This window comes from Streptomyces coeruleorubidus (assembly GCF_008705135.1).
GTDB lineage: Bacteria > Actinomycetota > Actinomycetes > Streptomycetales > Streptomycetaceae > Streptomyces > Streptomyces coeruleofuscus.
Window position 1 is genome coordinate 555,220 of the sequence record NZ_CP023694.1, and the last position, 20,531, is coordinate 575,750.

Consider the following 20,531-nt stretch of genomic DNA (forward strand, 5'->3'; position numbering starts at 1 on the left):
CGGCTCGTGGTGGTCTACGAGGGGTGAGCCGGGCGCTCTGCGTGTGGGCAGGACGCCACCGTCCGTGGCGCCTGCCCCTTCCGTCATACGCTGAGCGCCGCCCTGACGGTCTGCTCGGACTCCACCCCGCCCTCGCCGGAGGAGGTCACCCGGCCCGCTTCCAGCACGTAGTACTGCCGGGCCGCCCGCATGGCGAAGCCCACGTGCTGTTCGACGAGGAGGACGGACAGGCCACCGCGCCGGGTGAGGGCGAGGATCGTCTCCTCGATCTCGGCGACGACGGAGGGCTGGATGCCCTCGGTGGGTTCGTCGAGGAGGAGAAGCCTGGGACGGGTGATCAGGGCGCGGGCGATGGCGAGTTGCTGGCGCTGGCCGCCGGAGAGCAGGCCCGCGCGACGGCCGGACAGCTCGCGCAGGACCGGGAAGAGGTCCAGCGCCTCGGCGATCGCCGCCTTGCCGTCGGGGCGTCCGTCGGCGACGAGTTGGAGGTTCTCGGCGGTGGTCAGGTGCGGGAAGGACTGCTGGCCCTGCGGGACGTACGCCATACCGCGGGCGACCCGCTGGTGCGGAGCGAGGCGGGTGATGTCCTCGCCGTCCAGCAGGATCGTGCCGCCCGCCGGCTTGATCAGCCCCATGGCCGCCCGCAGGAGCGTGCTCTTGCCGGCGCCGTTGTGGCCGAGGACGGCCGCGACGCCGTCCTTCGGTACCGCGACGGTCACTCCGTGCAGCACGGTCGTACGGTCGTAGCCCGCCCGGACGGTGTTGATCTCCAGCATGGGCGTCACGCCTCCTCAGGGACAGGAACGGCAGCGGGCTCGGGTTCGGAGGCGCGGCCGAGGTAGACCTCCTGGACCTTGGCGTCGGCCTGGACCTCGGTGACCGAGCCCTCGCTGAGCACCTTGCCGGCGTGCAGGACGCTGACGCTGCGGGCGAAGGAGCGCATGAAGTCCATGTCGTGCTCGATGACGACGACCGTGTGGTCCTCGCTGACCCGTTGCAGCAGTTCGCCGGTGGCCTCGCGTTCCTCGTGGCTCATGCCGGCGACGGGCTCGTCGAGCAGCAGCAGCTTCACGTCCTGGACGAGCAGCATGCCGATCTCCAGCCATTGCTTCTGGCCGTGGGCGAGCACGCCCGCCGGGCGGTCACGGAGGTCGGTGAGGCCGGTGGTCTCCAGTGCCTTCGTCACTGCCTCGGGGATGCCCTTGCGGCGCCGCAGCATCGTCAGCGGGCCGCGCCTGGCTCCGGCGGCGATGTCGAGGTTCTGCAGGACGGTCAGCTCTTCGAAGACCGTGGCCGTCTGGAAGGTGCGGCCGATCCCGAGGCGGGCGATGCGGTGCACGGGCTTGGCCAGCAGTTCCTCGCCGCCGAAGCGCACGGACCCGGTGGCCTTCACCAGTCCGGTGACCGCGTCGACGAGGGTGGTCTTGCCGGCGCCGTTGGGGCCGATGAGGAAGCGCAGGTCGCCGGGGCGGATGTCCAGGTCCACGCCGTCGACGGCCTTGAACCCGTCGAACGTGACCCGCAGGTCGCGGACGGTCAGTCCCTCGCCGCTCATGCTGTCTCTCCAGTCGTACGGGTAGGGATACGGCGCTTGCGCAGGACGGTGACCAGCGAGGCCAGGCCACCGGGCAGGAAGCCGACCGCCACAACGAACAGCAGACCCTGGAGGTACGTCCACGCGGCGGGGTAGGCGTCCGAGAGCGTGCTCTGCGTCCAGGCCACCGCGATCGCACCCAGCACCGCGCCCACCAGGCTGGCCCGGCCGCCGACCGCCGCGCCGATGACGAAGCCGATGGAGGGCACGATCCCGATCAGGGCCGGGGAGATGATCCCGACCGCGGGCACGAAGAGGGCACCGGCCAGACCCGCCATGCCGGCCGCGACGACGTACGCCACCAGCTTGACGTTGGCCGGGTTGTAGCCGAGGAAGCGCACCCGTTCCTCGGAGTCCCGTACGGCGATGAGGAGTTCGCCGTAGCGGCTGAGGAAAAGCTGGCGGGCGGCGGCCATCAGCAACAGCAGCACGGCGGCGATGATGAAGTACACCGTCCGCTGGTTGGCGGGGTCGTTGAGGTCGTAGCCGAAGAAGCCCTGGATGTCGGTCAGGCCGTTGGTGCCGCCCGTGGTGGCCTGCTGGCCGACGAGCCAGATGGCCAGGGCGGCGGCGAGCGCCTGGCTGAGGATCGCGAAGTAGGCGCCCTTGACCCGGCGGCGGAAGACGAGGAAGCCGAGCAGCGCGGCGACCGCCATGGGCAGCAGCACGGTCATGGCGAGAGCGAAGGCCGGATCGGCGAAGGGCTTCCACCACCAGGGCAGCGCGTCACCGGTGCCGTAGAGCTGCATGAAGTCGGGCAGTGTCTGGCCGGTGGCGGCGGCGTCGGCGAGCTTGAGGTGCATGGCCATGGCATAGCCGCCGAGGCCGAAGAAGACGCCCTGGCCGAGCACCATCAGCCCGCCCCTGCCCCAGGCGAGGCTCACGCCGACTGCCACGATCGCGTAGCACAGGTACTTGGCCAGGAGGTTGAGCCGGAAGTCGGAGAGGACGAGCGGGGCCACGCCGAGGAGCAGGACCGCGCCGAGGAGGAAGGCGCTGGGGACGCGGAAGCGTTCCGGGAGGGACGCCGACGGCTGCACGACGGATGTCGTCCTGGTCGGGGAGGTCGTTGTCGTCATGCCAGGCTCCGGGTGCGCAGTGTGTACAGGCCCTGGGGTCGCCACTGGAGGATGGCGACGATCGCCACGAGCACGATGACCTTGGCGACGCTGACGGTCGTGGAGTACTCCAGCACGGACTGGAGCACGCCGAGCGCGAAGGCCGTGATGACGCTGCCCTTGAGCTGGGCGATGCCGCCGACGACCACGACCAGGAAGGCGTCGACGATGTAGTTGGTGCCCATCGTCGGGCCGATCGGGCCGACCAGTGTGAGCGCGACACCTGCCACACCCGCGAGGCCCGAGCCGATGAAGAACGTGGTGCGGTCGACCCGCTCGGTGGCGATGCCCGACACCTCGGCGAGGTCGCGGTTCTGGACGACGGCCCGGATACGGCGTCCGAGCGGGGTGAGCCGCAGGATCAGCGTGAGGCCGAGGACGCACAGCAGGGCGAGGCCGAGGATGAACAGCCGGTTGTTGGCGAGGGTGATGCCCGCGACCGAGATGTTGCCGGTCAGCAGGTCCGGGGCGGCGGTCTGGACGTTCGGGGCGCCGAAGAGGTCACGGGCGAGCTGCTGGAGCATCAGCGAGACGCCCCAGGTGACCAGCAGGGTGTCGAGCGGCCGGGTGTACAGGCGCCGGATGAGCAGCCATTCCAGCAGGGCACCCATGGCTCCGGCGACGAGGAAGGCCAGCGGCAGGGCGACGAGCAGGGAGACACCGGCGCTGCTGATGGACTTCTGCAGCACGTACGTGGTGTAGGCGCCGGCCATGATGAACTCGCCGTGCGCCATGTTGATCACGCCCATCTGACCGAAGGTCAGGGTCAGGCCGAGCGCGATGAGCAGGAGGACGGCACCGATGCTGATGCCGGTGAAGGACTGGTTGAGGATGACCGTCATGAAGCGGCTCCGGAGAAGGACGGGGGTACCGGGTGCGTGCGGGGTGCGCGGGCGCGGGGCGGACCCGGCCTGGGGGCAAGGCCGGGTCTGCCCGGGGGGATGAGCCGAGCCGGGTCAGGAGAGACCGGAGGCCCAGTCGTAGCCCTTCAGGTACGGGTCCGGCTTGATCGGCTTGCCCGAGTTCCACACCTCGGTGATGAGACCGTCCGAGCCGACCTTGCCGATGCGGGCCGTCTTGTAGACGTGCTGGGTGGCGCCGTCGACGGTGACCTTGCCCTCGGGGGCGTCGAGTTCGATGCCGTCCGAGGCGGCCTTCACCTTCGCCACGTCGAAGGAGCCGGCCTTCTCGACCATCTCCTTCCACAGGTAGACCGAGATGTAGGCGGCCTCCATCGGGTCACTGGTCGGCTTGTCCTTGCCGTAAGCGGCCTGGTACGCCTTCACGAACTTCTCGTTCGCCGCGCCCGGAGTGGTCTGGTAGTAGTTCCAGGCGGTCAACTGGCCTTCCAGGTACTGGGTGCCGATGCTCTTGACCTCTTCCTCTGCGATGGACACCGACAGCACCGGCAGGCTCTTCGCGGTGAGCCCGGCGGACTTGTACTCCTTGAAGAAGGCCACGTTGCTGTCGCCGTTGAGGGTGTTGAACACGGCGTCCGCGCCGGCGTCCTTGACCTTGTTGACGATGGTGCTGAACTCCGTGGAGCCGAGCGGCGCGTAGTCCTCGCCCACGATCTCCATGCCGTTGGCCTTCGCGTACGCCCTGATCTCCTTGTTGGCGGTGCGCGGGAAGACGTAGTCGCTGCCGACCAGGTAGAGCTTGGTCAGGCCCTGCTTCTTGAGGTAGTCCAGCGCGGGGATGATCTGCTGGTTGGTGGTCGCGCCGATGTAGAAGATGTACGGGGACTGCTCCAGGCCCTCGTACTGCACGGGGTAGAACAGCAGCGACTTGTTGCGCTCGAAGACGGGCTTGACGGCCTTGCGGCTGGCGGAGGTCCAGCAGCCGAAGGTGGCGACGACCTTGTCGTCCGTGATCAGGGTCTGCGCCTTCTCGGCGAAGGTGGGCCAGTCGGAGGCGCCGTCCTGGCTGATCGGTTTGAGCTTCTTGCCGAGCACGCCGCCGGCGGCGTTGATCTCCTTGACCGCGAGCAGCAGCGCGTTGTGGACCGTCACCTCGCTGATGGCCATGGTGCCCGAGAGCGAGTTCAGCAGACCCACCTTGACGGTGTCGCCGGAGGTGTCCGCCTTGGCGCCTGCGGAGGACGTGTCGCTGCCGGTCTTGGCGCCGCACGCGCTGAGGGCGGCCGATGCGCCGAGGGCGGATGCGCCCGCCAGGAGACCGCGTCTGCTGATGCTGAACCCGGACATTCAATACCTCCTTGCCCCGAAGGGCGGTGCGAAATGAGCGGAAGACCCTCGGGAAGGAATGGAGGGAGTGGATGGGGCGCCCTTCAGCGAGGCAGCGGCGTTGGCGCGCGAGTCCCCCAGCCGTTCCGGGGTGACCTCCGGGCTGGTCGCTGAAGTGCGTCCACAGCCTGCGGCGGAACTGTTTCAACTGCGTTTCTGTGCAATTGAAGAACAGTTTCCAGCGGAAATATCTCGGTAGGTCAAAAAAGAGAAAAGCCGTCGCCGGCGGCGCACTGTTGACGGCGTCTCAGTGACGGCATTTATTGCTTCCACCGGAAAGGACCAGATTTCGGGAATCCTCTGTCAAGGGTGCGCTGATCGGCGGTAGGCTCACGGCATCCCCCGCCGTGGGGACGTTGCGGACGCGAGCTGAGGAGTGCGATGGCGAGGCGGCCCCAGGAACTGCTCCACCTGCTGACGCGGGCCGAGCGCCTCTCGGCGCGCCGAGTCCAGTCCGTGCTCGACGAGTTCGACTGCTCCATCGAGGCATGGCGGGTACTCGACCTGCTCTCCGACGGCGAGGGTCACCACATGACGGCCCTCGCCGACCACGCCTTCCTGCCGGCACCGAGCCTGACGAAGCTGATCGACCAACTCGTCGACCAGAACCTGGTTTTCCGCCGCGTCGACCCCGCCGACCGGCGCCGGGTCCTGGTCCAGCTCACGCCACGGGGCATGCGGCGACGGCAGCGGCTGTCCCGCGCGGTCCTGGCCGACTGGGGCGAGTCGGGGCCCGTGCTCGCGGAGGACGAAGAAGAGCAGCTGAAGACCCTGCTCGATCTGCTGGCCGGGGCGCTGGAGGGCAGCGGCAAAGTCACAACAGCTCGTGGGGAGCGCGCAGTTGGGCGAGCACGTTGAAGTCGAGCCCGTCCGCCTGCGCCAGGTAGATGCGCTGGCGCACATGCCGTCCGTCCAGGCTCAGCAGGCCGCGCGGACCTTCGTACGCGACGTTCTCGGCGGCCGCTCCGATGGCGGCCACGTCGAGGGTGCGGGCACGTTCGATGAGCGCCGCGAGCAGCCGCACGCCCTCGTAGCAGGACTCGCCGAGGCTGCCGGGCACCGGTGCGTCCAGCCCATAGCGGCCGGCGTACCGGCCGTGGAAGTCCATCGTGTTCTGGTCGGCCAGTGAGGCGAAGAATCCGGCCGTGCTGTAGAGATCGGTGGTTGCCTCGGGGCCGCTTGCCAGCAGCATGCTCTCGTCCATGAGCGTGCTCAGCCTGAGGCAGCGCTGGTCGAGGCCGGCGGCGGCGAAGGCCCGGTTGAATCGGACCGCGTCGCTGCCGACCAGGAGCATGAGCACGCCGTCGGCGTCCGCCCGCTCGATGCGCCGCAGGATGTCGGTGAAGTCGTCGGTACCCAGCGGCAGGTACGCCTCGCCGCAGACCCGGCCCCGGCAGTCGCGCGCGTAGCGGCGCGCGGCCCGGGCGGTGCGCCGGGGCCATACGTAGTTGTTGCCGACGACGAACCAGCGGCGCACGCCCCGCGCCTCGGCGAGCAGCCGCATCGCAGGGAGCAGTTGCCAGGCGGGCGTCTCGCTGGTCATGTAGACGCCCTCGGTGCGCTCGCCGCCCTCGTACAGGGCCGTGTAGACGTACGGCACCCGGTGCGCGATCCGCGGAGCCACCGCCTGCCGCACCGAGGAGATGTGCCAGCCGGTGACGCCCTGCACCGCCCCGGTCGCGACCAGGGCCTCGACCTCGTCCGCGACCTGCTGGGGATCCACGCCACCGTCGACCTCGAGCAGCCGCAGCTCCTTGCCGAGCACGCCGCCCGCCTTGTTGATCTCCTCAGCGGCCAGCCGCGCGCACGCCTCGCAGGTGGGGCCGAAGATCCCGGCAGGCCCCTGCATCGGGTACACAAGCGCGACATTCAGGGTCGACTCGTCGGCCGTGAACCACTCGGAGGCGTGGAGGCGGAGCGGCGGCCGGTGCATGGGCCCATGATTGCCGCACCGCCCTCGGCACCCAAGCGGCGGCCTGGATCGAGACCGTTTCGATGCGTCTTGCCTTGTGCCGTCCCAGTGGACCGTGCGGTTGCACCAGCGCTGTAGGAGGGTGCGGTCGTGGCCGACCGCGAGCAGGCTCGCGCCGGTGGTTGGCGTGGAGAGCCACAGTGGAGTGCGGTGATGGGAACCTTCTGCGAGCATGGGACTTCGCACGGGGGTGACTGCTGATGCGTCAGATGCGGTGGGTACGAGGGGCGGTGCCCGTCTCCTGTGCCGGTGCCGCGCTGGTGGGTCTGCTCCTGGGCGGGTGTGCGCCTGCCGGGGACGCTCGGCCCGACAAGGGCGGGCGTACGACCGCTTCTCCGGTCCACTCCGCCTCGGCCTCGCCGGTCGACGGACCGTGGCGCGCCTGGGTGAGCTCGCTCTCCGCCGAGAAGGGGCCCGGGGCCTGCGGTGCCACGCCCCACCAAGTCGTCTGCACTACCGCCTCGGGCGGTTTCGTCGGCAGGTCCCGGGCCGACGGCACGGTCAACTGGGCCGTGCCCGGCAGCGGCGGCGGCAAGAGCGGGCCGCTCGTCCTCGACTCCGCCGACGAACGCGCCTTCACCAGCTCCGAACGAGTGCTGCGCGCCGCGAACCTGCGCAGGGGCGTACAGGCCTGGTCCCGGCAACTGCCCGCCGGACGGGTGGCCGTCGGCCTCGTGGCCGCGGACAGGACCGTCTACGCGCTCGACGCCCCGAGCGACGGCGGCGACGACACGGACCTCGCTCTCGGTGCGTACCGGGCGTCCGACGGTTCTCCCGTCTGGCGAGAGGAGCTCCACGCGGACCCCGACGGCGGTCTCGCTGCCTTCGGCAGCCGGATCTACACGACCGACGGCACCAAGGTCACCGCCCGCGACGCCCGCACGGGCACCCCGACGGCGACCACTCCCCCAGGCACCGAGTGCCCCCGCCTCCTTTCCGGTGGCCGCTACCTGGTCTGCACCGGCAGCCCGGCGTCCGCCTCGGACACTTTCCCGCCCCTGCGGCGCCTCGCTCCCGCCACCCTCCGTCCGCTCGCCACCGCCGAGGACAGCGGCATGAAACCCGAAAGCGGCCTGGTCTCGCCCAAGGGTGTGCTGGTCCTGTACGAGGACAGCGCGGAGGACCCGGGCGCCGGTGCCTGGAACGCGTACGACCTCGAACGCCCCCGCAGGTTGTGGAGTTACCCCACCTCCTCACAGGGGGCAGGTCTGGCCCACGGACGGTTCGTCACCTTCACCGACGCCTACGGTCCCCCCAAGTCCCGCCTGATCAGCATGGATCTGCGCGCCGGACCCGAGGGGACCGGAGCGGCGGCGCCACGCCTGTCGCCGCCCCCGCGACAGGCCTGGGACGGCGAACGCCCGGCGCTCATCGTGCCCGGAGGCGACGCAGGCCACGTCGTCGTCGCGGCACGGATCCACCCCGCCCTGCACTCCGTCCCACTGCCCTGAGGGCCGTCGCGCGGGACGGCCGACCGGTCGGGACACCTGGCGTCGGCAGGACGCTGCCGTGGACGCCGTCCTCTGACAAGGTCGCAGATTTGGTATGGGCTGCCCCGGCAGTGATCACCGGCCACAAGGTCGCCGCACGAGGGTCGATCCTCCAGAGCCGGCAGCGCCGGGAGCGGCCTCGTTTGGTGCCGGCCCCGGCGCAGGTACCCGCTCCGGACAGTGAGGCGACGTGGTGTGCCATGAGCTGTCCGCTGCGCAGCTCACAGCGGTCAGTTGCGGGGGCCGTCGTCGTCCGCGGCGGGCGTCTGGACGGTGGCCCGGCGTGCGTCCCGCGGTGAGTTTGGTCGGGGTGGGGCTCAGTCGTGAGGTCCTGCGCCGTGCAGGAGTGTGTCGATGACGAGTGCGGCCAGCGCGTCGGGGTCCTGTGCGGCCGGGTCCTGGCCGGTGCCGGGCCTGTTGAGGGCTTCGCTGAGGAGTGCGTAGTACACCTGCCGCGTCCAGTCCAGGTCCGCGTCCGGGGCGAGGATTCCCTCGCTCTGCGCGCGGGTCAGGAGTTCGACGGTGTACTTGTCGATCTCGGCCCAGAGGGCGGCCGCGGCCTCGCTGTGGGGCGTGCTGTGGCTGAGAGTGAAGCGCCAGGCGCTCTTGACCCGCAGGACGTTCGCAGTCACCCGGTACAGGGCCACGAGCGCGGGAGCGGAATCGGGGCGGGCTTCCCCGATGGCGTCGAGAAGCTGCTGCTTCGCGGAGACCGCGAGCGCCTCCAGCAGCGCCTGCCGGTTCGCGAATCGGCGGTGCACCGTGATCCTGGTCAGCCCCGCCGCTTCGGCGATCTGCTCCATGGAGGCACCGGCGTCCTCGGCGAGGACCCGCTCGGCCGCCTCCAGGATCGCGCGCACACTGCGCTCGGCATCTGCCCGCAGTGCTCGGCCCATGGCGGTCTCCCTGTCTCGTTCGTTCTTGGTCCCTTGTAGAGGATACGTGAACGCTACCGGTATCCCGATAACTGACTCTCCCTTGCCGCGCATGCGCCTCTACCTGATACGTCGATGATACGGATGAGAAGTCGCGCCACACCCAGCTGACGACTCGACGAAGGCGCCCGGTCAGCATCCGCAGCGGGATGGAGGCCGTGGTCGTGACCTACGAGAGCGGACCGGTTCGTCCTGGCGGACGACCCGGGCGGGCGCCCGGGATGACTCCCGACGACACCACCGATGTCTAGCTTCAGGACATGTCGATCATGCGGGAGCCCCTTCGTCTCACCGGCGTCGCCGCTCCCAGCTCCCCCCACCCACACGCAGTTTGTGGCCTCCGGTCCGTATCCGGCCGGAGGCCAGCGGGCTCATCGGCGCCTTCAGACGCGTACGGCGGCCGGCCCAGCGTGACCAAGTCGCCGGGTCAGGCGTAGCCCCCACCCCCACGCGTCCCGCAGAACATCCGTACGCCGAGCGCACGGCGGCCTCAACGCGCCGGACAGACCTCCGGCCCAACTCAAGGAATTGGCATGTCCTCAACCCATCGACGCACCCCTGTCTCCCGTCGGACCGCGATGGCGCTGGCCAGCATGTCGGTCGTCGCTGCTGTCGCCGCCACGGCACCGGGCATGGCCAACGCCGTCAACGGCAGCTCCAGCGGCACCCGCCATGCGGTCGCCCAGACGCAGAACGCCGAGAGCGCCAGCACCGCCCCCAACCTGCGCGTCAAAGCCACCAACGGCGTCACCTACCAGTACCGCCGCTTCGGTCACCCCACCCCCGGCAGCGTGCCCCTGGTCTTCTTCCAGCACTTCCGCGGCAACCTCGACGCCTGGGACCCCAAGCTCATCGACACCATCGCCGCCAAGCGCGAAGTCATCCTCGTGGACAACGCCGGCGTCGGCGGCTCCACCGGTACCACCGCCAGCACCGTCCAGCAGATGGCCCTGGACGCCATCGACTTCATCGACGCCCTCAAGCTGCCCCGCTACGACGTGTTCGGCTTCTCCCTCGGCGGCGAGGTCGCCCAGGAGGTCGCCCTGCGCCGCCCCTGGCAGGTCCGCCGCGTCGTCCTGGCCGGCACCGGCCCCCAGGGCGGAGTGGACCAGCGCGCAACCGACCCCGACATCCTGCAGCGGACCCTCAAAGACAACCCCGGCCCCGAGGACTACCTCTTCCTGTTCTTCAAGAACACCGCCTCCAGCCAGGCCGCAGGCAAGGAATTCCTCCAGCGCCTCGGACAGCGCACCACCGACCACGACGCCCCCACCGGCCTCGCCACCCGCGACCGCCAGCTCACCGCGTGGTCCGAGTGGGGCATCCCCGACAAGTCCAAGCTGGTCCGCCTGAACGCACTCTTCCAGCCCGTCCTGGTCGCCGACGGCGAGAGCGACATCCTCATGCCCGCCAAGAACTCCCACCTGCTGGCCAAACACCTCCCCAACGCCGAACTGCACATCTACCCCGACGCCGGCCACGGCTTCCTCTACCAGTACGCCGTCAAGTTCGGCACCGAGGTGAACACCTTCCTCGACCGCTGACAGCAGGGCTCGCCGCGAGACGGTCATGCCCGATACCCCGCCGGGACCGGAATCCGGCGGGGTACCGCCGTGTGACGGCGCCCTGACCAGGGCGATCCACGAGCACACCTTGACTCTCCGTAGAAGATACGCGCACGCTACGGATGCATACTTAATTGATGCTCGCATGTTGCTTCTTACTTAGAAACTGATACATTCATGAAACCGTTTGAGGGCGCTGCGGCGACGGACCTCGTACGACCGTCGTCCACGTCCGACACCGCGATCCCTCACCCCGCATGACGAAGCAGTCCATGAGTCAGGAGCTCACAATGGCGACAACACGTCCGGTAGCCCTCGTGACGGGTGCGTCCTCCGGTATCGGAAAGGCAACCTCCCTCGCGCTGGCCGCGGCGGGCTACGAGGTGGTCGGGACCAGCCGCAACACCGCTCACGTCACTCCGCTGAAGGGCGTGACCTTCCTGGACCTCGACGTCACCAGCGACGCGTCGGTGACCACCGCGGTCGGAGAGGTGATCGACCGGTTCGGGCGGATCGACGTCCTGGTCAACAACGCCGGCATCGGCTCGGCGGGCGCCGCCGAGGAGTCCTCCGCCGCCCAGGCGCAGGGCCTGTTCGACATCAACGTCTTCGGCGTCATCCGCATGACCAACGCCGTCCTGCCCCACATGCGCGCGGCGGGCAGCGGACGGATCATCAACATCTCCTCCATCGTCGGGTTCATGCCGCAGCCCTACATGGCCGTCTACGCCGCCTCCAAGCACGCCGTCGAGGGCTACTCCGAGTCCGTCGACCACGAGGTCCGTGAACACGGCGTGCGCGTCCTGCTCGTCGAACCGGCCTGGACCAACACCGCCTTCGACGCGGCCAGCGTCCGCCCCGACCAGCCCCTGGACATCTACGCCGGCCAGCGGCACGTCTTCGAGGAGTACATGGCGGGAGCGGTCAAGGACGGCGACGACCCCGCCGTCGTCGCCAAGGAGATCGTCGCGGCGGCGACCGACACCAAGCCCAAGCTGCGCTACACCGCCGGTGCCATCACCGGACGCGTCCGCACCATGCGCCGCATCGTCCCCACGCGCATGTTCGACCAGCAGCTCCGCAAGATGAACCGACTGCCCGCCTGACCACCCCCACAAGCCCCCATGAGGCACAGCGACAGGAAAGCGAGCCCAGTTATGAGCACCTATCTGGCAGACACGGCCGAGAACCTCACCGTGGAAGGCCCCTCCGCGACGTTCACCTACCGGCGCATCGGCCCGCGGGGCGGCATCCCCCTGGTCCTGCTGAACCGAGTCCGGGGCACGCTGGACTGGTGGGACCCCGAGTTCCTGGACCACCTGGCCGCCGGCCACGACGTGATCGTGTTCGACAACGTCGGCACCGGCTACACCACCGGCACCCCACCGGACTCCGTCGAGGGACTCGCCGACGGCACCGTCGAGTTCATCGAGGCCCTCGGCCTGCCGCAGGTGGACCTGCTCGGCTGGACGCTGGGCGGCACCGTCGCCCAGCACATCGCCCGCACCCGACCCGACCTGGTCCGCAAACTGGTCGTGGCGGCCGCCAACCCCGGCGGCACGGTGCCCGGCGCCCCCGACCCGGACCCCAAGGTGCGGGCCGCCATGACCAAGCCCGAGGTCACAGGGGACGACTTGGTGTACCTGTTCTTCCCCGAGACGGAGACCGGGCGCGCCGCCGGGTACGAGCACCTCGCCCGGGTGGCCACCCGGCTGGCCACCGGCATCCCCGGCGTGTCCGAGGCGGCGGCCATGGGTCAGATCACCGCGATCGGCAAGGACGCGGCGATTCCCTTCGACCAGGTGCGGGCGGACCTGGAGTCCATCAAGCAGCCCGTCCTGTACGCGACCGGCATGCAGGACGCGATGATCCCCGCCCTGGCCGCCTACACCGCCGTCCAGCACCTCACCGACGCCACCCTCGTCGTGTACGGCGACGCCGGCCACGCCTTCCTCTTCCAGCACGCCAAGGACTTCGCCGCCCAGGTGACCACCTTCCTCGCCGACTGAGCAACGCGGTGAAACCGTCAACCCAGGAGATTCGTCGTGCAGTCGACCAGCGATCCGGTGCGCCGGGAGGTCACGCCGCTGGAATTGTTCTTCGACCTGGTCTACGTCTTCGCCATCGGCCAGCTGTCGCATCAGCTCCTGGCACACCCGACGTGGACCGGCGCCGCGCAGACGCTCGTGCTCTACCTCGCCGTCTACGCGGCGTGGGCGTACACCACCTGGGCGGTCACCCTCGTCCCGGCCGAGGATCCGCGGACCCGGCGGATGCTGCTGACGGTCATGCTCCTGGGGCTGTTCATGAACGCCGCGATCCCGCGCGCCTTCGGCGATGCCGGATGGGTCTTCGTCGTCACCTTCCTGCTGATTCACCTCGGCCGGACGGTGTGGCTGCTCAGGGTGGGCCTCGACCGGCGTGATCAGGAGCATTGGCGCCGTGTCCTGGTCTGGTTCGCCGCGGCCGCCCCCTTCTGGCTGACCGGCGCGGCGGCCGACGGCGGCGCGCGGCTGGTGTGGTGGGCCGCGGCGACCCTGGTCGAGCTGGCGGGCACCTGGACGGCGCATCCGCTGCCCGGCCGCAGGCTGGACTCCCGGAAGGTCGGCTTCGCCGGCGGGCACCTGCTGGAGCGCGGCCGACTGTTCATGATCATCGCGTTCGGTGAGGCGGTACTGACCACCGGCTCCGCGCTCACCACAGCGCCGTACGCGCCGATGACCCTGCTGACCAGCAGTGTGGCGCTCACCGGCACGGTCGCGTTGTTCTGGCTGTTCTTCAGCCGCTCCGAGCACATCGTGCGCCACTACGAGCGGACCGAGGACCCCATACGGGCCGGGCGCAGCGGCGTCTACAGCCTCATGGTCTCCGTCGCCGGGATGATCGCCGCCGCCGCGGGCGACGAACGCGTCATCGCGCACCCGGCCCATCACGCCGGCATCATCACCAACCTGCTGCTGTTCGGCGGGCCGGTCCTCTTCATCGGGGCGCAGACGTGGCACGGCAGGACCCTGTTCGACGACCTGCCCAAGGCGCGGCTGGTCGCGCTGTCCGCTCTGATCGTCGGATGCGCCGTCACGACGACGGCCCCGGCCTACCTGGCGGCCGTCACCGCCGCCGCGATCGTCGTCACCCTGGCCGCGCTCGAAGACCGCCGCACGTCTGGTGATGCCACTGCGAAGCCGACCGCATCAGGCCCCCCACGTCCGTGACGTGCAGCACCGCCGCGGCCGGCCCGCGATCCCGGGCCGGAACAACGACAGGCCGTTCGGTGAGACCAGCGCGCCTTCCGGTCTGCCCCCTTCGCCATATTCGTCAATTACCCAGGAGCTGTCCGTGGACTTCTTCACCAGCGACGTCCCCGCCACCGGTGCCGACCGGCTCTGCGAAGGAGGGACGCCATGGCGGAGGCCGGTGTGTTGATCTGCGACGACCAGGAGCTGATGCGGGTCGGCCTGCGCATGGTGGTGGACAGCCAGTCGGACCTCACGGTCGTCGGCGAAGCCGGGGACGGCGAGGAGGCCGTGGCGAAGGCACTCACACTGCGTCCGGACCTCATCCTCATGGACGTACGGCTACCACGCCTCGACGGCATCTCGGCCACCGCACAGGTCCGCGTCGCACTGCCGCAGGCAAAGGTGCTGGTCATCACCGCCTGCGATCGCGACGAGTACGCCTACGCGGCGCTGCGGGCCGGGGCCGGCGGCTTCCTCGTCAAGGACACACCAGCCGCCGAGATGCTCGTCGCCGTGCGCGGCGTGCTACGCGGCGACACGATGCTCGCCCCCTCGGTGACCCGGCGGCTGATCGACCGGTATGTCACGGGCGCCGTCGCTCCCCTCACCGACAAGCGCCTCGACATACTGACCGACCGGGAGCGTGAGGTGCTGTCTCTGGTCGCCCGCGGGCTGAACAACACGGAGATCGCCGAGAAGCTGTTCCTCGGCGAGACCACGGTCAAGACCCACGTGGCCCGCATCCTCACCAAACTTCACATCCGCGACCGGATAGAGGCCGTCGTCCTGGCCTACGAGAGCGGACTGGTTCGCCCTGGCGGATGATACGGCCGGGCGCCCGGGATGACTCCCGACGACACCACCGATGTCTAGCTTCTGGACATGTCGATCATGCGGGAGTTCCTCCGCAGCCCCCGGCTCACCGGCGCCATCGCGCCCAGCTCCCCCACCCTCGCCCAGGCCATGACCGCCGGTCTGGACCCTCACCGCGCCGACGTCGTGGTCACCGAGCTGACCGGGCGGTTCTCCAGGGTGGGAGCGCAGCCGGTGGTGTGGCCGAACCTCCCGTCGGCATACGTACATCGCGCGGTCGCCCGGTCCCGCGCACCAAGGACCGGCCCACCCAGGGGACCAGCGCGTCCTCACCGGCCGATGAACGTCAGCCGGAACAGACCCCGCGGCATCCCTCTCAGCACTGGAGCACAGCATGACCCAGCACAGCATGTTCAAGATCGAGACCGTGGCGCCGAAGATCCGCAAGGTCACCTTCTCGAATCCGCCGGTGAACGTCGTCGGTGCGGACACCGTCGTCCAACTGCTCGACGTCGTGAACGAGTTGAGCCGGGACGAGCAGGTTCAGGTCGTCGTCTTCGACAGCGGTACGCCCGGATACTTCTACAACCACGCCGATCTTGCCCAGGTGCCCGACCTCCTGGCGCTGAACAACGCGGACGGGACTCCGACGTGGGTCGAGCTCGTCACCCGCCTGACCAGCGCCCCGTTCATCAGCATCGCCTCCATCCGCGGGCGCACGCGGGGCGGAGGGGACGAGATCACCCTGGCCTTCGACCTGCGGTATGCCAGCCGTGAGGAGGCGGTCTTCTGCCAGCCCGAGGTCGCGATCGGCATCGTCCCCGGTGGTGGCGGCAGCGACCGGCTGGCCCGACTTCTGGGGCGGGACCGCGCGCTCGAAGCGGTCCTCACCGGCCACGACTACGACGCCGAGCACGCCGAGCGGTACGGATGGGTGACCCGGGCCGTCCCCGACGCCGAACTCGACGACGTCGTGGGCGGCGTGGCCGCGCGCATCGCGTCCTTCGACAAGGCGTCCGTCCTGGGCGCCAAGGCACAGATCAACCGGTCGACCCTGCCGCCGGTGGCCGACCTGCGAGCGTCCTGGGCGGAGTTCGCGGAGTCGGTCACGTGGCCGGGATTCCAGGCCCGCATCCCGCAACTCGGCAAGCTCATCGCGGAGATCGGCGTCGAGGAGATCGAGCGGAACCTGGGCGACTACCTCGGCATCGCCAACCAGCAGGCATAGGCACCGCCCGCTCACCAAGACGCCGCGCAGATCGTGCGGCGGCGGGCCGGCGCCACGCGGACGACAACCCGTCACCAGTGCTCGCGCGCCGCAGCGCACCTCCGACGAGTGCGTCCCGGATCCAGCACCTCTTCGACTGGCTGCCCTGCAGCTGAACGACATCCGGGTACGACACGCCACCCACCATGTGATCAGCGACCCCTTCCCCCACTCAAGACAACAGGGACTTCTCATGGACTTCTCCACCAGCACCGTTCTCGTCACCGGAGCCAACCGCGGCCTCGGCCACGCCCTCGCCGCAGAGCTGCTCGGCCGTGGCGCCACCGTCTACGCCGGTGCCCGCAACCCCGACCAGGTGGACCTGCCGGGCGTCAGGCCGATCGCGCTCGACATCACCGACGCCGCCTCCGTGGCGGCCGCCGCCAAGGCCACCGGTGACGTCACCGTTCTGATCAACAACGCCGGTATATCCACCGGCAGCGACCTGCTCACCGGCGACCTGGACGACATCCGCCGGGACATGGACACCAACTTCTTCGGCACCCTCTCGGTGGTCAGGGCCTTCGCACCCCAGATCGCAGCGGGCGGCGGCGGTGCCATCCTGAACATCCTGTCCGCCCTGTCCTGGTTCAGCTTCCCGGAAGCCGGCGCCTACTGCGCCGCCAAGTCCGCCCAGTGGTCGCTCACCAACTCCCTGCGCCTCCAGCTCGCCGACCAGGGCATCCGGGTGGCCGGACTGCACGTCGGGTACATGGACACCGACATGACCAGCACGGTCACCGCCCCCAAGACCGCCCCCGCCGACGTCGCCCGCCTCGCCGCCGACGGCATCGCCGAGGGCGCCTACGAGATCGTCGTGGATGACATCAGTAGCCAGGTGCAGGCCGGGCTTGCGGGAGGCGTCACCGCCCTGTATCCGCAGCTGCCCTGACGAAGCGGCCGGCGACATGGGCCCGGGCACCTACACATCCAACACACAACTCGCCGCGGACGCCCTCGGCCCGCCCATGGGCAAGGTGACCTTCCGCCTCGGCGACTCCCTCATGCCGCCCGCCCCGCCGCACGGCGGCTCCTGGACCATGGCCAGCGTCGGCTCCGCCGTCCAGGACGGCTGCGACAAACTACGCGAGCCGGCCACCAAGCTCGCCGTCGAGGACGAAAAGTCGCCGCTGCACGGCGTCGGCCCCGACACCGTCGTCGTCCGCGCCGGCCGACTGCCCGTGAGACCAACCCGGCGCGCGGCGAGACCTACCGGCAACTCCTGAGCCGCGACAAGCGCACCCACCTCGAAGCGATGGGCTCCTTCACCCGGCCCACGGGACCGGAACGGCACTCCCTGTTCGCCTACGGCGCATGGTCGGCGGCCAGGCCCTCCTGGAGCACACGGTCACCGACCACCGCGACGGCCGCATCGTCAACGCCAACAGGGCCGTCGCCGTGTCACTTCTCCCGCGCCGACACGGCGGCGGCCCGCCCAACACCGTCCCCGACGAAAGCTTCGTCCGTGCTCAACATCGCAGACGCGCTGCACGCCTGGTGCCGCGAGGCCCGCCCCTTCGAAGAAGCAGTACGGGGCAGGCCCGCCACCGTGGCCCGGATCGTTGACGGCCCCGATGAACTCCTCGGCCGCCCCCTGAGCCTGCTCGGCGACGGCAGCACGTACGACGGCACCCTAGGCGGCGAGAACGAGGCTTGTCGTGCGGCAGAGGGCCAAGTTGCGTGTCCATGTCCCGGCCTTCGACGAGATAGACGACGCAGGAACTACTGCCTGTCGAGGACTCCCGGGGTGTCATGCAGGACCACGCTCCGCTGCAGCGGAACCCGCTCCGTGCGGAGGGTGTTCACCGGTGCCGCCGGGTCGGCCATGCCGAAGGAGATGCCGAACAGCAGCTTCAGCTCCGCGGGGACACCCAGGAACTCGCGGACGGTGTCGGCGTAGACGCCGAGTACGGTCTGCGGGATGCCGGCCAGCCCTCGGGCCGCCAGCGAGAGCAGGAAGTTCTGCGCGTACATGCCGATGTCGCCGGCCGTCCGCACCCCGTCGCCGAGGGCCGGCATGAACAGGAAGGCGGCATGGGGAGCGCCGTAGAACTCCAGGTTCTCGCGGACCGCCGCCCTCCTGCCGTCCCGGTCCGAGCGCTCGACACCCCGGGCCCGGTAGACACTCGCGCCCAGGGCCTGCGACCGCTCGAGGTAGAGGCCCTCGCCGTAGCCATCGGTGAAATCCGGGGAGGTCCGCCCCTCCTCCTCGGCCCGGAGCAGCTCTTTGGCCAGGGCGTCCCGCGCCGCACCCGAGACGACGTGCACCGTCCACGGCTGAGTGTTGCTGTTCGAGGGGGCCGTCTGTGCGTCTTCCAGCACGCCGCGGATGTCCGAAGGGGACAGGGCGGTGGGCAGGAACTGCCGGGGGGAGCGTCGGGAGCGGGCGATGTCGGTGAAGGGTGATGCGGTGCCGGGCAAGGCGGTTCCTCTCCATGGCGCGCAGTCACCGCCACGGCGGCAGCAGCGCAGCGCAGTACGGCGGGCCACGCAAGGAGGCAGCCGGTGTAAGGGCGGGGTGCGTACGCACCCGGCGGGACCGGCGGGCTTGCGGATGCTCGCAGGCAGCGGAACGCCGAGACTGCAGGCTGCAGCGCGGGGGGCTGTGCGCTCTTCGTGTTCGTCGTGTGTGTTCGTGGCGTGCCGACGCTGCCGCCCTCGTGCCCTTGCGTGCACGAGAGCCGCGTCGGGTGGCTCAGCGGTGGGCGGCGCGGTTCATCTCGACAACGTCCTCCAGGGTGGCCGTGGCCGGGAGGGCGGCGAGGCGTTCCGGCACGCTGTCGCGGATGCGGGCGTCCTTGACGCGGTCGGCCGCGGCCAGGGCCGCCGGCAGCTCTTCGAGGGTCAACTCGGTGCAGTAGGCGGGGCTGTTGGGCTGCTGGCGCCAGGAGTCGGCCAGCGTGCCGGCGTCGTAGGGGTCGAAGCCGGTGTCGTCCACGAGCCGCATGGCCACACGCCGCGCTTCCTCTGAGTCGCCGGCGACGGGGATGGCGAGGCGACCGGGCGTTCCGGCCGGAACACCCTTGGTCCGCTGGGTCTCTGCCAGGGCGGCGTTCCACGCCTTGACCACGGGGCGCCCCAGCTGCTCGGCGTTCCACACGCTCTCGATCGCGCCGTTGTCCACGGCCTCGATCTGCCCGCTGAGGTGCGGATAGTAGTTCGAGGTGTCGATGACCACCGTCTCGGCGGGGACCGAGGCGAACAGATCGGCCAGCTTTCCCGCCACCCCGAAGGGGACGGCCAGGACGATGACGTCCCGGTCCTGGACGGCGTCGGCGAGCTCCGTCGCGCGGGCCCCGGACTCCAGCACCTCCGGCCGGACGGCCTCGGGGCCGCGGGCGTCGGCCACCTGGACGTCGTGACCGGCTGTGCTGAGCTTGGCAGCGAGGTTCCCGCCGATGGCGCCGGCGCCTATGACAGTAATTTTCACGATTTGTCCCTTAGAAGGTTGTGCCACCCCTGAGGGCAGCGCAATGTGATGGCTGGGTGGTGGTGCCACCTGGCGTTGCGGGAGTCGGGGCGGGGTGCCTGAGGTTTTACGCCTGGGTGTCCCGCTGGCGGTAGCCGCTCGCGATGAGCATGCGGAGCCGGTCGAGCGACTCCTCCTCGGTGCCGTTGCCCTTGATCCAGGCAATGGAACAGGCCGCGAGGAACAGGTCTTGCCCCCGCACCGACGCGCGCACGCGCCCCGCGAGCTGCGCGGCTCGCACGTACTGATCGGTGGCGGAGATGAGGATGTCGCAGGGAATCGTGAGCGGGTTGTCCGGCTCCTGCGCCCGGGCCGCGGCCATGAGCGGGTCCGGCAGCCCGCTGAAGGCGCTGAAGTACTCCTCCATCGCCCGCAGCCACTGCTCCAGCGCCTCGGCCGGGTCGCCGAGCTGATCGATGTCCGCCTGGCGGGCCACCAGCTCCTCGGAGCGGGTCTGCAGCACAGCCGCCAGCAGCGCCTCCCGGGTGGGGAAGTGCCGGTACAGGGTGCCGGGCCCGACGCCCGCCTCCTTGGCCACCGCCTCGAGGGAGGTGCCGACCCCGTGCTGCAGGAAGTGACGCTGCGCGGTCTCCAGGAGGGCAGCGCGGTTGCGCTGGACGTCCGCGCGGGGCTTGCGTCCCCGCTGTTCAGCGGCGCTCATGCGCCCTCCTGCCTGCCGTGATCCTGCGGCCGCACCAAAACGGATGCTGCCTCCGTACGCACTCGACAGTAAAACGGAGGAGCCCTCCGGTCAAACCGGAGGTCGCGCAACCACTCCGGGTGCACTTATCCGGGCCCTCCCGCGCCGAGCCTTGCCCCGTCCCCC

General features: G+C 70.1%; 20 protein-coding genes and 1 pseudogene. 10 read left to right on the forward strand and 11 right to left on the reverse strand.

The features are described 5' to 3' along the window. Positions 1–83: 83 nt before the first annotated feature. From urtE to urtA, 5 genes are all read right to left on the reverse strand, one after another. A complete protein-coding gene (gene urtE / locus CP976_RS02635) occupies positions 84–776 on the reverse strand; it encodes an urea ABC transporter ATP-binding subunit UrtE (protein ID WP_150485182.1) in 693 nt (230 codons plus the stop codon). Between the two features lie 5 nt (positions 777–781). Then, complete coding sequence (gene urtD / locus CP976_RS02640) at positions 782–1,555, reverse strand: urea ABC transporter ATP-binding protein UrtD (RefSeq protein WP_150478824.1); 774 nt, start codon at positions 1,553–1,555, stop codon at positions 782–784. Further along, positions 1,552–2,673, reverse strand: a complete 1,122-nt coding sequence (urtC, locus tag CP976_RS02645; RefSeq protein ID WP_150478825.1) for an urea ABC transporter permease subunit UrtC — start codon at positions 2,671–2,673, stop codon at positions 1,552–1,554. Before urtC ends, urtD begins: the two co-directional genes overlap by 4 nt. Further along, entirely contained in the window at positions 2,670–3,554 is an 885-nt protein-coding gene (gene urtB / locus CP976_RS02650; protein WP_150478826.1) for an urea ABC transporter permease subunit UrtB, read from the reverse strand. Before urtB ends, urtC begins: the two co-directional genes overlap by 4 nt. A 114-nt stretch (positions 3,555–3,668) precedes the next feature. After that, positions 3,669–4,919, reverse strand: a complete 1,251-nt coding sequence (urtA, locus tag CP976_RS02655) for an urea ABC transporter substrate-binding protein (protein WP_150478827.1) — start codon at positions 4,917–4,919, stop codon at positions 3,669–3,671. A 420-nt stretch (positions 4,920–5,339) separates the two neighbouring features. On the opposite strand from urtA, the gene CP976_RS02660 reads away from it, so the two are divergent. Then, positions 5,340–5,816: a MarR family winged helix-turn-helix transcriptional regulator gene (locus CP976_RS02660; RefSeq protein WP_150478828.1), complete on the forward strand. Its 477-nt coding sequence runs from the start codon at positions 5,340–5,342 to the stop codon at positions 5,814–5,816. Here the strand turns inward: CP976_RS02660 and CP976_RS02665 are convergent. Further along, positions 5,773–6,891, reverse strand: a complete 1,119-nt coding sequence (locus tag CP976_RS02665; RefSeq protein WP_150478829.1) for a substrate-binding domain-containing protein — start codon at positions 6,889–6,891, stop codon at positions 5,773–5,775. The genes CP976_RS02660 and CP976_RS02665 overlap by 44 nt on opposite strands. Positions 6,892–6,954: 63 nt before the next feature. Next, a pseudogene (locus CP976_RS43520) lies at positions 6,955–7,050 on the reverse strand (ABC transporter ATP-binding protein); the annotation flags it as partial. 80 nt (positions 7,051–7,130) lie between these two features. On the opposite strand from CP976_RS43520, the gene CP976_RS02670 reads away from it, so the two are divergent. Continuing rightward, complete coding sequence (locus tag CP976_RS02670) at positions 7,131–8,381, forward strand: outer membrane protein assembly factor BamB family protein (protein ID WP_229875849.1); 1,251 nt, start codon at positions 7,131–7,133, stop codon at positions 8,379–8,381. A gap of 356 nt (positions 8,382–8,737) precedes the next feature. On the opposite strand, the gene CP976_RS02675 is transcribed toward CP976_RS02670, so the two are convergent. Next, on the reverse strand, positions 8,738–9,316 hold the full coding sequence (locus CP976_RS02675) for a TetR/AcrR family transcriptional regulator (RefSeq protein ID WP_150478830.1): 579 nt from the start codon (positions 9,314–9,316) through the stop codon (positions 8,738–8,740). A 572-nt stretch (positions 9,317–9,888) separates the two neighbouring features. Here CP976_RS02675 and CP976_RS02680 point away from each other — a divergent pair. The 8 genes from CP976_RS02680 (at position 9,889) to CP976_RS44610 (ending at position 17,462) form a co-directional block, all read left to right on the forward strand. Further along, positions 9,889–10,899, forward strand: coding sequence for an alpha/beta fold hydrolase (locus CP976_RS02680; RefSeq protein WP_229875847.1), 1,011 nt, complete (start codon positions 9,889–9,891; stop codon positions 10,897–10,899). A 311-nt stretch (positions 10,900–11,210) separates the two neighbouring features. Next, positions 11,211–12,026, forward strand: a complete 816-nt coding sequence (locus CP976_RS02685) for an oxidoreductase (RefSeq protein ID WP_150478831.1) — start codon at positions 11,211–11,213, stop codon at positions 12,024–12,026. Between the two features lie 51 nt (positions 12,027–12,077). Beyond that, complete coding sequence (locus CP976_RS02690; RefSeq protein WP_150478832.1) at positions 12,078–12,929, forward strand: alpha/beta fold hydrolase; 852 nt, start codon at positions 12,078–12,080, stop codon at positions 12,927–12,929. A gap of 36 nt (positions 12,930–12,965) precedes the next feature. Next, entirely contained in the window at positions 12,966–14,132 is a 1,167-nt protein-coding gene (locus CP976_RS02695) for a low temperature requirement protein A (RefSeq protein ID WP_150478833.1), read from the forward strand. A gap of 189 nt (positions 14,133–14,321) precedes the next feature. Next, positions 14,322–14,981, forward strand: coding sequence for a response regulator (locus CP976_RS02700; RefSeq protein ID WP_150478834.1), 660 nt, complete (start codon positions 14,322–14,324; stop codon positions 14,979–14,981). A gap of 382 nt (positions 14,982–15,363) precedes the next feature. Continuing rightward, positions 15,364–16,197: an enoyl-CoA hydratase/isomerase family protein gene (locus CP976_RS02710; RefSeq protein WP_150478835.1), complete on the forward strand. Its 834-nt coding sequence runs from the start codon at positions 15,364–15,366 to the stop codon at positions 16,195–16,197. Between the two features lie 232 nt (positions 16,198–16,429). Beyond that, positions 16,430–17,128: an SDR family oxidoreductase gene (locus CP976_RS02715; protein ID WP_150478836.1), complete on the forward strand. Its 699-nt coding sequence runs from the start codon at positions 16,430–16,432 to the stop codon at positions 17,126–17,128. Between the two features lie 16 nt (positions 17,129–17,144). Next, positions 17,145–17,462, forward strand: a complete 318-nt coding sequence (locus CP976_RS44610; RefSeq protein WP_373304884.1) for a molybdopterin cofactor-binding domain-containing protein — start codon at positions 17,145–17,147, stop codon at positions 17,460–17,462. A 496-nt stretch (positions 17,463–17,958) separates the two neighbouring features. Here the strand turns inward: CP976_RS44610 and CP976_RS02725 are convergent, their stop codons facing one another. From CP976_RS02725 to CP976_RS02735, 3 genes are all read right to left on the reverse strand, one after another. Beyond that, a complete protein-coding gene (locus tag CP976_RS02725) occupies positions 17,959–18,657 on the reverse strand; it encodes a nitroreductase (protein WP_150478837.1) in 699 nt (232 codons plus the stop codon). A 274-nt stretch (positions 18,658–18,931) separates the two neighbouring features. Continuing rightward, positions 18,932–19,666, reverse strand: coding sequence for an NADPH-dependent F420 reductase (locus CP976_RS02730; protein ID WP_150478838.1), 735 nt, complete (start codon positions 19,664–19,666; stop codon positions 18,932–18,934). Between the two features lie 106 nt (positions 19,667–19,772). Beyond that, positions 19,773–20,366 (reverse strand): TetR/AcrR family transcriptional regulator, encoded by a 594-nt coding sequence (locus CP976_RS02735; RefSeq protein WP_150478839.1) that lies wholly within the window; start codon positions 20,364–20,366, stop codon positions 19,773–19,775. Positions 20,367–20,531 lie beyond the last annotated feature (165 nt).

Coding starts and splice junctions, on each gene's coding strand:
- CP976_RS02675 (WP_150478830.1), bottom strand. CDS start 9,316: ATGGGCCGAGCACTGCGGGCAGATGCCGAGCGCAGTGTGCGCGCGATC.
- CP976_RS44610 (WP_373304884.1), top strand. CDS start 17,145: ATGGGCCCGGGCACCTACACATCCAACACACAACTCGCCGCGGACGCC.
- CP976_RS02700 (WP_150478834.1), top strand. CDS start 14,322: ATGGCGGAGGCCGGTGTGTTGATCTGCGACGACCAGGAGCTGATGCGG.
- urtE (WP_150485182.1), bottom strand. CDS start 776: ATGCTGGAGATCAACACCGTCCGGGCGGGCTACGACCGTACGACCGTG.
- CP976_RS02710 (WP_150478835.1), top strand. CDS start 15,364: ATGACCCAGCACAGCATGTTCAAGATCGAGACCGTGGCGCCGAAGATC.
- CP976_RS02660 (WP_150478828.1), top strand. CDS start 5,340: ATGGCGAGGCGGCCCCAGGAACTGCTCCACCTGCTGACGCGGGCCGAG.
- CP976_RS02735 (WP_150478839.1), bottom strand. CDS start 20,366: ATGAGCGCCGCTGAACAGCGGGGACGCAAGCCCCGCGCGGACGTCCAG.
- CP976_RS02685 (WP_150478831.1), top strand. CDS start 11,211: ATGGCGACAACACGTCCGGTAGCCCTCGTGACGGGTGCGTCCTCCGGT.
- urtC (WP_150478825.1), bottom strand. CDS start 2,673: ATGACGACAACGACCTCCCCGACCAGGACGACATCCGTCGTGCAGCCG.
- CP976_RS02715 (WP_150478836.1), top strand. CDS start 16,430: ATGGACTTCTCCACCAGCACCGTTCTCGTCACCGGAGCCAACCGCGGC.
- CP976_RS02690 (WP_150478832.1), top strand. CDS start 12,078: ATGAGCACCTATCTGGCAGACACGGCCGAGAACCTCACCGTGGAAGGC.
- urtA (WP_150478827.1), bottom strand. CDS start 4,919: ATGTCCGGGTTCAGCATCAGCAGACGCGGTCTCCTGGCGGGCGCATCC.
- urtD (WP_150478824.1), bottom strand. CDS start 1,555: ATGAGCGGCGAGGGACTGACCGTCCGCGACCTGCGGGTCACGTTCGAC.
- urtB (WP_150478826.1), bottom strand. CDS start 3,554: ATGACGGTCATCCTCAACCAGTCCTTCACCGGCATCAGCATCGGTGCC.
- CP976_RS02670 (WP_229875849.1), top strand. CDS start 7,131: ATGCGTCAGATGCGGTGGGTACGAGGGGCGGTGCCCGTCTCCTGTGCC.
- CP976_RS02665 (WP_150478829.1), bottom strand. CDS start 6,891: ATGCACCGGCCGCCGCTCCGCCTCCACGCCTCCGAGTGGTTCACGGCC.
- CP976_RS02680 (WP_229875847.1), top strand. CDS start 9,889: ATGTCCTCAACCCATCGACGCACCCCTGTCTCCCGTCGGACCGCGATG.